Genomic DNA, 10,561 nt, shown 5'->3' with positions numbered 1-10,561 from the left:
AGGGTCCGGCACGACTGGACATGGAAGGACATCCGCCGACGGTTCGTCACCCCCTCTGGGCGGTGGCGGCCGATCTCGGCGGAGGGAACCGAGCTCTTCGACATGGCAGCGGTGGTCGTCACCCGATACCGCTGGCGAGGAACCCGTATCCCCAGCCCATGGGCCGAGATTCAAGCCTGATGGCGGTCTCCGTGGAGAGCCCGTTGCGTTGAGAGGCGCACGGCGGGTTCGGCGAGAAGTCCGGGAAAACGGACCGGGAGTAATCCCGGCACCGCGCCCCGGGCTTACTCAGCATTTCGCAAGGCCATGAAGGGCGCCGGAACGAAGCCGCCCGGGAGTTCTCATGAACGTGGCCTGTTCACGGGGCGGTCAGGACGGCCAGGTCGTATCGCTCGACGACGGCGAGTGGGTGGGCACGTGGTTCGGCCTGTGCGTCGGCCTCCAGACGTCCCAGTCCGTCGTGGAACTCCTCGGGCGTGATCTGGGAGAACTTCGACTGGGGTCGGGACGACACGCGAGTGTGGTACTGGCGCAAGCTGGCCGAGACCGGCTGGGCGAAGCTGGTCACGGTTCTCACGGTGAAGCCCGCGCCGGTGAAGTCTGCGAGTACCTCGTCTCTGGAGGGAAACCGCTGTTTGTCCAGTTCACGCAGGCGTGGCCAGTAGTCGTAGAGCAGAGCGTCCAACCGTTCCTGGAATGTTGTCCGGATGACCGTCGTCCCTCCAGAACGCAGGACCCGAGACAGTTCACGTGCCGCTCCGGCTCGCTCGGGTAGGTGGTGGATCACCCGGGACAGCAGCGCCAGATCGAACAGGCCAGTACCCGTGGGCACCGCTTCCGCTGTTCCTGCCACATACGAAACCGTCGGGTGGGCGTTGATCCGCCGGGCCTGGCTGAGCATGGGCAGGGAGGGATCGATACCGACCACCCTGGCAGGGGCCAGCCAGCGGGCCATCGCCGAGCAGAACATGCCGGTGCCGGCGCCGATCTCCACAATCGCCGGGAGGCCGAGCTGGCGTACGAACCGATCAGCTGAACCCATGTTCGCAGCGACTCGTCGGGCATCTCGTTGCCGGCTTCGTAGACGGCCGCCAACCGCTCATCGTCATATGGGCTTCTCACCCAGTGATCCTGACGACCCTCGCCCAACTGGGCAAGAGCACCTCTTTGACAGAAGCCGCAATGCGCTCTTCCGCGAGTTCCTGGGCGATCATGGGGGCTGGGTAGCCCGCACGGCGTAACTTTGCAGGAATCTGCGACAAGTTGGCGACTGCCACTTCGGAATGATCAGTTCAGCCTGCGGGGTGGGTGGCGGCACGCCATGACCGGGGCCGGGGGATGTGCTGCCAGTCGAGGAAGCCCTGGAGAGCGGTCGGAATCCTGGGCTGCCGGGCCGGTGCTGGTGGCAGGTGGACGTCGATGCGTTCGAGGTTGACCGCGATGGCGGTCAGGACGTGCTGGACGTGGGTCTTTTCTTCGCTGCGGTAGCGGCACTGGCGCATGCCGTGGCCGTTGACGAACTCGTTGATCGTGCCCTCGATGGCGGCCCGCAGCGCGTAGCGCGAGAGCCATTCCTCGGTCTGCTGCTCGGTGCGTGACTCGGACTGGATGTCGTAGAGATCGCGCGGGAGGAAGGAGACCTTCCGGGCGTCGGTGCGGGTGCAGCCGGCCTTCACGGGGCACTGCCGGCAGTCGTCCGGGGAGAACTCGGCGTTGATGTAGGGCGCGAGGGACGGGGGTGTCGACCAGCGGCGGCTGGCCTTGCCCTGCGGGCAGGTGACCTGCTGGGCGTCCCAGTCGATGGTGAACGCTCCGCGGTGGAAGACGGTGCCCTCGCGGGACTGGCGGGTGCTTCTGGCCCGGATGGGTCCGACCAGGCCGACGCCGTGCTCGCGGGCGACCTGCTGTTTCAGTGCGACGGAGAGGTAGCCGCCGTCGACGAAGTGCTCCTTTGACAGCAGGTTTCGATCATCGAGGTTGGCCAGGATGCCGGGCAGGGCCTTGGTGTCGTGGACGGGGGCCTTGGTGGTGGTGACGTCGGTGATCACGCTGGGTGTTTCCGGGTCGCAGGTCTCGGTGACGTGCGCGAGGAAGCCCTTCCAGCGGGTCTCGCCGCGGCGTGCGTAGCGGGCGCTGATGTCGTAGGGCGAGACGATCGCCAGGGCCGAGGGCGGCAGGCCGGCGTCCTCGGGCTCGCGCCACTTCGGCCGGTCCGCCGCGTCGATGACGTAGTTCTGCACGAAGATCTGGCGCAGGGCCTGGACCTGCTCGCCGTCGCGCAGGGCGGGAAGGTTGCGGTGGACGTAGCGCAGGAGTAGGGGGGCGTCCTCGCCGGTCTGTTTGATCCGGGTCTTGGGCTTGGAGGGGTTCTTTCCGAGCCGGGCTGAGCGGCCGTAGCGCTTGCCCCAGTCCTCGGTGACCAGGCCGACCAGCTCGTGCGGCGCCCGGCGGGCAAGTTCTTCGAGGGCGGCGCGCATGGCCTCGGTGACCAGCTCCAGGCGGGTCAGGTCGCGGACCGCGGCCAGGACGTGGCTGGAGTCGGTGCGCTGCCGACCGCGCTGCCGGACCAGGCCAGCGGCCCTGATCTTCTCCAGCACCAGGTCCAGCAGCTTGTCGGCCCGGCCCTCCACGGCCAGACGCTCGCGGAAGTCAGCCAGCACGCTGTGGTGAAAACCAGGATCCTCCAACTCCATGCCCAGCGCGTACTTCCAGTCGATGCGGTTCCGCACGGACTCGGCAGCCTGCCGGTCGGACAACTCCAGCAGGAACTGGAGGACGGACACGGTGGCCAACTGGGCTGGCGACAGGCCCGGTTTTCCGTCCCCGGGATACCACTCCTCGAAGTCCTCATCGCTCCACAGGCCGTTGAGATGGTCACGGATGGTCATGGCCGTGGTGCCGTGCGGGTTGCATGCCCGCGCCACCCGCACCGTCAGCTCGGGAACCACGCAGCCGGTACGGGAGCGAACACACATCTCGGGCCTCCGAAATCGTGGGCGCCAACCGTCCCACCCGCCCGGATCACGAGGGCTGGCGTTCCTGGAGCAGCTACCACGAACGGGTGAACGCCCTCGACACACCAGTCACAACAGCAACTCCGACACCAGAGAGCACGAACGATGCGTTCGCCCAACGGTCACCAGGCCGTTGCCGCGTTCTCAAGCAAGTCCCCGGCCTGTTCGCTGAGTCCCTGAATAGCAGAAAATGGATCGCTCGCCCAGCAGCTTCATCGTGATCGACAACCCCGGATACCAAGATCCCCGACAGCGTCGGTCAATCACGGGGGTCGTCTTCTCCGGTGCCCATGCATGCCGCACAGGACTGGAGGTATTCAGCCGTAGTCCCCTTCCCGTGACAGTTGCGGCATGGGGCCTGCCGTGAAGGGTTCGAGTTCGAACGCCGGTTCGCAATCCGCGTCTGCCTCCGCCACCACTTGCCGGTCTCCGAGTTTTCCCACCAGAACCACAGACCTACCAAGATCAGCCCGATTACCACCAGTGCGGTCATAATTTCCAGGGAAGCCCCACAGGGGGCGGACCGTCAACCGCCTTGCTGGCAAGCGTTGACGTGCCAACGGAACCTGTGGACCAGGATCAGCAGTGAACTTCCCCCTACCACCGGGCCCCCTGCTCTCGAACAGCGACAGTCGTGCCGAGCCATCACCCTCATGCATCACCCGCGGCGCCGGCAGTCACGACCGACTACCCGTTACGCCCCCGACCCTCCGGGCGACCTGAGACCCATCACCGAACGTCACCCGAAAGGGAGATCAACACGGGCTGAGCTTGAAAACAGGTTCTGAAAGAGCGTTTTATCCCGATAGGTGCGTTTTGTTGCAATTCGGGTGGTGGGTCATTTCGGGCGGGCTGAGGCAGTGGACGTCTTTTGTGACAGTGGGACGGATGACGGCCTACGAGGGTCCGTTTCGGTCCCTTCGCTCCTGTCTGATCCCAACACGCCCCCGATCACTCCCGTTTGCGCCCTGTGGCGGGACGGTAGCCATCGGTACTACAGAAACATGCCCCGCCGACAGCAGCGGTATCCGAGTGACCTGTCCGATGCCCGTTGGGGCCTGCTGGAACCAACTCTGACAGCCTGGCGAGCCGAAAGAAGAGGGAAGGGCCTGGACATCGGACGGCCGCCCGAACACGACCTGCGCCGGATCATGGACGCCATCCTCTACGTCGACCGGACCGGTATCCCCTGGCGATACCTCCCCCATGACTTCGCCCCGTGGGAAACCGTCTACGGCTACTTCGCCGCCTGGCAGAAGGACGCGGTCTTCGACCAGCTCAACGGTCTCCTGCGACGACTGGTCCGGGAAGCCGAAGGCCGCGACGCCGAGCCCAGCGCGTGCGTCCTCGACGCCCAGAGCATCAAGACCTCAGCCAACGTGCCCGCGGCCGGTCAAGGCATCGACGCTGGTAAGAAGATCGCGGGCCGCAAACGTCACATCGGCGTCGACACACTCGGCCTCCTCCTGGCCGTGCTGGTCACCGCCGCCAGCGTCTCCGACAACGCCGGCGGCATTCATGTGCTCTCGAACATCGCCGCCGACCACCCACGCATCACCAAAGCATGGGCCGACACCGGCTACCGCACCAAAGTCATCGACCACGGAGCCACCCTCGGCATCGACGTCGAAGTCACCCGCCGCGACCCTGCCCACAAGGGCTTCAACGTGATTCCACGGCGCTGGGTCGTCGAACGGACCTTCGGCTGGCTCATGCACCACCGCCGCCTCGCCCGCGACTACGAGACCCACCCCCACCGCTCCGAAGCCATGATCAAGCTGGCCATGGTCGACCTCATAAGCCGCCGACTCGCCCGCGAATCGACCCCGAACTGGCGCGACACATGACCACTGAGCACGGCATCTTCACGAGCTCGCCCACCCCAGTCGCAACACCCCGAATCGCTGATCCACCAGGCCAACACACTCATGCAGGCCCGGAGACGGTGGACAGGCACCCTCGCGCATCACAGCAATGGCCTGCGCGTTCCGCCCAGTCGAAACGAGGCTGTCCACCTCAGCTTGTACCTCAACCGAAAGCCGGTCCCACAGAGCATTCCCTATACCCGCGCTGAACCCCACGGACCGCACTCAAGAGCGACCGCAATACGCTTGAACACCGCCTTACCAAGCACCCCTGGCAGGAAAAACGCTCTTTCAGATCGGTGAGAGATCCCCGAGCGGGGAAGTCAGGAAGAAGTCCAGCTCTGCCAGGACGAAGAAGACCAGAAGCACGGCATCGGATTCGTCCATTCCCGCGCAGCTCCATCGCCCTCGGCACTGCTGTGTCAGGTCGACCGATACTCTGCCGCTGGACGTCGACATGATCCTACGGAACCCCTGAGCACGGAAGCTGACCACCTTGTCGGGAGAGGTGAAGTCCACCCGTCGGCGCCGCGACATCAGGTTCCGCAAGGCCCCCCGCGCGCGGAACTCGTCTTCCAGGATTTCACCGTGGATGCCGGTCCGCATTCTCTTCTGCAGGGAGATGCCCGGCGCAGCCGCGTCGCGCACGCTCATCTTGGTCTCGCCACCGATCACCAGCTCCCACATCTCCAGGGAGTTGGCGCGTGCGTCGAAGTCCTGAGCGGTGCTGCGCCGCCGGTAGAGCTCGGTCTCACCCATGCTCGACTCCACCAGGGCGTGCAGCTTACGATCGCCGGCCGGAGATACCCACTCGCGCCGGGACACAAGAAGCTTCGGCTTGATAAATCCATCTGCCATGACGTCCGTCCGTTCACGCCGCCGCCCGGTGTGGACGAGAAAGGCCTCATCGGCACCGGGCCTACATGCCGAATTATTAGAACTTGAGATCCGTGACAGAATTCCACGCCTTCGTGGCCGGCCCCATTCGGAAGTGCTGGCGGAGGGCTCCCTGGAAACCGCCTCTCCATGTGGGTCCAACGAAGTAGTTCACGGCGTCACGTCCTGTCGTCTGGTGGCCCATAGCGCGGTCGACAGCGAGATGTGACGGTGTGTCGATCACTGTCCTATGCCGACGCCAGCATAGACGGCGCACGTTACGCCAGCGAAGTCATGGGTGTACTTCTGGCGGGACGCGGAATCCTACTTCGGGGACTGGCCCCAGACCCAGCGGCGGTTGCGATAGTGCCAGCCGGCGCTCATGCCGAGGTCTTTGGGCCACGCGTTGTCCGCGGACGTACCGCCGTCGGTCGGGCCGAGAGGGCGGGTGCCGTCGCGGTCGGACTTGGCGAACGGGTTGTTGTGGGCGTAGGAGTAGGCGTTCATCTGCGCCGGGTCGTTGATGTCGATGACCGGGTCGACGGAGATGAAGCGGCCGACGACGAGTCGTGTTCGAGGGCGCCGAGGTGGGTCAGGCCGGTCGGGTCGGTGGTGCCGCCGACGAAGCCCTGGTCGCCGGGAAGGTGCCCGAGGTGGCGCGGATCTGGCCGAAGGGCAGTTGCTTGCGGCGGGAGATCGCCAGCGCCCGGGCCGCAATCCGCTTGAGTCGCCGCCTTACCAAACGCCCCTGGCGGGACAAAACGCTCTTCGAACTTGACTCTGTCGGTGATCTTGGTGTTCCCCGGTGCTGCAGCCTGGTCATCAGGCATGCTCGGGCTGTTCCGAAGGCCGATGCAGCTGCCGAGGTGTCCGATGTCGCTCCGTCCCCGTTCCGGTGAGCAAGTCCCATCTCTGACCGCGCGGATCGCGCGGGCGAGCAATCCGGGCGGCACGACGGCGATATGGGTCCGCGATCGCCTCGGCGGGTTGTGGAACGATGAAGACTTCGCCGCCTGGTACCCACGTGACGGTCGTCCGGGCCTCTCACCTGCTCAACTGGCAACCGTCTGTGTGCTGCAGTTCTTACTCGGTTTGTCGGACCGGCAGGCCGCCGAGGCGGTGCGCTGCCGCATCGACTTCAAATACGCCCTCGCGCTGGAACTCGATGACCCCGGCTTTCACCACAGCGTGCTGTCCGACTTCCGAGAGCGCCTCGCCGTGGACGACCGTGCCGACCGGCTTCTGGACCTCGCGCTGGTCCGACTCAAGGACGCCGGGCTCGTACGTGAACGCACCACACAACGCACCGACTCCACCCACGTCCTGGCCGCAGTCCGCGACCTGACCCGACTGGAACTGGTCACCGAAGCGGTCCGCGCAGCGCTCGAAGAAGTAGCCCGCACGGCCGGACACCTGCTGGCCGGACTGGTCGACGAAGAATGGGGACGCCGCTACGGCCGCCCGGTCCGCCTGGGCAAGAACCCCACCCGGCCCAAGACCAGAATCCTGGCCGCCGGCACCAACGCCTACCAGCTATTGGAGCGCCTCCACCAAGACGGCTCCAGTTACCGGCCCGGCCCAGCGGCCCAGGCCCTCCGGCAGATCATCGTGCAGAACTACTACCGCGACGTGGCCGGCCGCCTGCGCTGGCGCACCGCCGACGACGGCGGGCTGCCGCCCTCCTCCTCGGTGATCGTCTCGCCCTACGACACCACGGCGCGCTACGTCCGCCACGGGCACATCATCCGCTGGAAGGGGTTCGCCGCCCATCTCACCGAGACCTGTGCCGCAGGCAGCGCCAATGTGATCACGGACGTGGCCACCACCTCGGCCGCCACCAACGACGGCCAGGCCCTGCCCGGCATCCACACCCGCCTGGCGCGTCGCGGGCTGCTGCCCGCCGAGCACCTGGTCGACGGCGGCTACACCTCTCTGGTTCACCTGGAACGCGCCGCCTGCGAACACCAGATCACCGTCACCGGGCCCCTGCCGGGCAACCCCACCAGCCAGCACCGCAGGAACGAAGGCTTCGACCGGGACGACTTCCACATCGACTTCGACCGCCGCCAGGTCACCTGCCCCCAGGGCCAGGTCAGCGCGGGATGGCATGGCCCCTACCCGACCTCCTCGCTCACCGCGGCACCCCTGATCGTGGCCCGGTTCACCAAGAGCCAGTGCCGCCCCTGCCCGGCCCGCACCCGCTGCACCACCACCGCCGACAGCGCCCGGACCGTGGGCTTTCCCCCGCGCGAACTCCGTGACCTGCAACTCCGCGTCCGCGCCGAGCAGCAGACACCCGACTGGAAGACCCGCTACGCGGTCCGCTCCGGAGTCGAGGGCACCATGAACGAGTTCGCCCACGGACACGGCATGCGCCGGTGCCGCTACCGAGGACAGCCGAAAGCCCACCTGCAACACGTCCTCACGGCCATCGCCGTGAATATCGAACGACTCAGCAGCCTGTCGGCGACCGAGGAAGCCTCATCACCGAGACCGCCGACCGCCTTCCAGACCTTCCTGGACCAGCAGGAGCTACCCCGGCCCAAGTCCTGGCGCACCCTCGGCACCTGACCGCGTCCAAGATCACCGACAGAGTCAAGGTAAGGCGGGGAGGGCATCGGCGAATCGGTCATGCTCCGAGCCTAGGGACAGCCAGGACCCGCGTTCAGCCGCGATCGGTGTTCGGTGAGATCTGGTCGGCGCGGGCCAGGCGCTGGATGCTGAGCCGGACGGCGGCCGGGCGAAGCCCCAGCTCGGCCGCATGTCGTCGGCGGGCTGCCGGGGTGACGCGCGGAGCCGATGCAGGACCGCCCGGTGGGACTGCGCTCATCGAGAGCATGGTTGACCCACGACGTCTTGTGTCAGGGTGGTGGTATGGATTGGCAGCCTGAGGAGTCCGCCCGCACCGCAACCGCCGACATCTGGCGCCGCGCAACGCAGTCGATGCGCGGGGAGACGGGCGAGCTTGCGGCGACAGTCGGCGTCGCCACCCCGGCCTAGCACCAGGGCTGGCTAGAGTTGGGAAAGGGAAAAGGGAGCGGCAGAAGCCACGTGCCGCCCAAGAGACGGCCGTGGCGCCCACCCGAGATTTGGGGTAAACGAAACGCCCTATGGCTAGCCGCCAGGGAGCTTCACGACGACCCGCAGCAGACCTGGTCGTACCCGATGATGACGAATCGTGTCCTCGTGGGCGACGAGCACGGCCTCAACTTCACCTATGAGAGCGCCTCCACGTGGGACGAGCTTGTCCAAGTCCTCACTCTCAAACGCTGGGCGGAGGAGGCTGGCTGGGCACAGCTCGCACTGGGCATCCAGTGCACCCTCGGCCTCGAGACCTACGACGGGGTGCTTCGCTCGGCTACCGGCCGACTGCGAATCCCCGAAAGCTGGGAGCGATTCAGGGGGCGTCACATCGTGGTCCCCATCGGGTGGGAGCCCACCACGAACGAAGTGCTGTTCCTGAACAGCTGGGGCCGCAACTGGGGTGACCACGGTTTCGGCTACGTCGGGCGCGAGTTCTTCGAGGCCCACGTCGACTCCGTGAACCTTACCCGACCGGCCTGGCTGGGCTTCTCCCCCCGTGATGGAGCAGGCGGTAGTCGCTGGGGATCCGTCCTTCCGGAACTTCGGGGCACTGAGCCGCGAGGCATTCCAGGAGTACTGGAAGACGGACAACCCTATGGACAGGCACCACCTCCTCCTAAATGGGGGGACGTGCGAGATTCGGCACCGTGAGCTGATCACTTTGGCACACGGCGACCGGTACGACGTGGTTGAGGTCCGAGAGCGCGGTGAGTTCCGGGGACGGATGCACGTCCAACACGACTACGTGCGCGACGTCAGCACACTCACCGAGTTGTGGGTCCCACCTGGTCACCGCCGTCGCGGCTTCGGCACCGTCCTGTTGCGAGCAGGTGAGAGCTACGCCCGAGAGGCGGGGAGCACCCGCGTCTGGCTGCCCCTCCACGACGCGGACGCCGGTGAGGTGGGGCGCCCACGCGCGGAGGCGTTTGCGCAGTCGGGGGGGTACAAGTGGCGCTGGCGTCAGAGAAAGCGGCCGAACTACGAGGCGCTCGGCACAAGGGACCTTGCCCGTTGATTGCCCGACAAGTCACCCTGGTGCAGTTAGGTTTGGACTGTGTCTGTGACCGTGACTCTCCGAGCGCCCAACCCCTACGACTTCACGCCCGAGGAACTGGCTGAGGCAGCCGCCCTCATCCGGGACGCCGCGCCATCCCTTGACGTCAACGTGTTGGACCACACCGAAAACGGCTACGGCGTCGACGCGGGGGAGACGCTGGATCTCCTGGTCAACTCAGCGGCTCCCGCCGTCATGGGCGTGGCGGTGCAGGCGGCGGTCGACTGGATGAGGGGGCGCCTGCGCCGCGAGCGGGACGAGCACCCGGAGCTGCCGCCCCGCCAGCGGACGGTCCCGGTGCTGCACGGCCCGAACGGCGAGGTGCTGAGCCGGGTGACCGTCGACGACGATGAGACCGAGCCTCAGTCGCTGTTGTCGTTCCGAACTTGAGGGCGGCGTTTTGCCTGGTCAGGCATAGGGACGGTGACTCGGTGGGAGTTGTGGTCTGTCGGGTTGTCGCTCGCCGGGGAGGCTTGGATGCCGTCAGTTGTCGGACTGCTGGAACAGCACGAGCTCGCTGCTCGCCGTCGTGTCGACGGGTTGCGGGAGGAAGCTGATCGGATCCAGGCCGAGCTGGCTGCGGCTGAGCTGGAATGGCAGGAGTGGACGGTTGCCCGCAGGCGGGTCGGCGCTGTCCTGGCCCCCGGCGCCGGCACCACCGGGACGGA

Annotated in this window: 9 protein-coding genes and 2 pseudogenes; 7 read left to right on the top strand and 4 right to left on the bottom strand. The window is 66.6% G+C overall.

Going from position 1 to position 10,561, the window contains the following annotated elements; genetic code table 11:
* A pseudogene (locus tag BUE44_RS39140) lies at positions 1-180 on the top strand (group II intron reverse transcriptase/maturase); the annotation flags it as partial.
* Positions 181-358: 178 nt separating this feature from the next.
* Here BUE44_RS39140 and BUE44_RS35200 read toward each other — a convergent pair.
* Entirely contained in the window at positions 359-1,042 is a 684-nt protein-coding gene (locus BUE44_RS35200; protein WP_073503086.1) for a class I SAM-dependent methyltransferase, read from the bottom strand.
* Between the two features lie 250 nt (positions 1,043-1,292).
* On the bottom strand, positions 1,293-2,975 hold the full coding sequence (locus tag BUE44_RS35195; RefSeq protein ID WP_073503085.1) for an IS1182 family transposase: 1,683 nt from the start codon (positions 2,973-2,975) through the stop codon (positions 1,293-1,295).
* Between the two features lie 1,043 nt (positions 2,976-4,018).
* On the opposite strand from BUE44_RS35195, the gene BUE44_RS35190 reads away from it, so the two are divergent.
* Entirely contained in the window at positions 4,019-4,861 is an 843-nt protein-coding gene (locus BUE44_RS35190; RefSeq protein WP_073503084.1) for an IS5 family transposase, read from the top strand.
* A 309-nt stretch (positions 4,862-5,170) separates the two neighbouring features.
* On the opposite strand, the gene BUE44_RS35185 is transcribed toward BUE44_RS35190, so the two are convergent.
* Together BUE44_RS35185 and BUE44_RS35180 are read right to left on the bottom strand one after the other, a co-directional pair.
* Positions 5,171-5,638: a hypothetical protein gene (locus BUE44_RS35185; RefSeq protein ID WP_143172670.1), complete on the bottom strand. Its 468-nt coding sequence runs from the start codon at positions 5,636-5,638 to the stop codon at positions 5,171-5,173.
* Positions 5,639-6,079: 441 nt separating this feature from the next.
* Positions 6,080-6,262: a hypothetical protein gene (locus BUE44_RS35180; RefSeq protein WP_073503082.1), complete on the bottom strand. Its 183-nt coding sequence runs from the start codon at positions 6,260-6,262 to the stop codon at positions 6,080-6,082.
* 321 nt (positions 6,263-6,583) lie between these two features.
* On the opposite strand from BUE44_RS35180, the gene BUE44_RS35175 reads away from it, so the two are divergent.
* From BUE44_RS35175 to BUE44_RS35160, 5 genes and pseudogenes are all read left to right on the top strand, one after another.
* The gene (locus BUE44_RS35175; RefSeq protein ID WP_322941076.1) at positions 6,584-8,326 is read left to right on the top strand and encodes an IS1182 family transposase; all 1,743 of its coding nucleotides are present in this window, start codon (positions 6,584-6,586) and stop codon (positions 8,324-8,326) included.
* A gap of 303 nt (positions 8,327-8,629) precedes the next feature.
* Positions 8,630-8,755: a hypothetical protein gene (locus tag BUE44_RS39455; protein WP_265737195.1), complete on the top strand. Its 126-nt coding sequence runs from the start codon at positions 8,630-8,632 to the stop codon at positions 8,753-8,755.
* Between the two features lie 583 nt (positions 8,756-9,338).
* Positions 9,339-9,854 (top strand): GNAT family N-acetyltransferase, encoded by a 516-nt coding sequence (locus BUE44_RS35170; RefSeq protein WP_235002766.1) that lies wholly within the window; start codon positions 9,339-9,341, stop codon positions 9,852-9,854.
* A gap of 39 nt (positions 9,855-9,893) precedes the next feature.
* Positions 9,894-10,283, top strand: a complete 390-nt coding sequence (locus tag BUE44_RS35165; RefSeq protein ID WP_143172669.1) for a hypothetical protein — start codon at positions 9,894-9,896, stop codon at positions 10,281-10,283.
* A gap of 87 nt (positions 10,284-10,370) precedes the next feature.
* Positions 10,371-10,561: pseudogene (locus BUE44_RS35160) on the top strand (hypothetical protein); the annotation flags it as partial.

The organism is Actinacidiphila paucisporea (assembly GCF_900142575.1).
In the GTDB taxonomy this organism is placed as follows: Bacteria; Actinomycetota; Actinomycetes; order Streptomycetales; family Streptomycetaceae; genus Actinacidiphila; species Actinacidiphila paucisporea.
The sequence above is the reverse complement of the archived record's forward strand: the minus strand, read 5'-3'. Positions and strand labels throughout refer to the sequence as shown.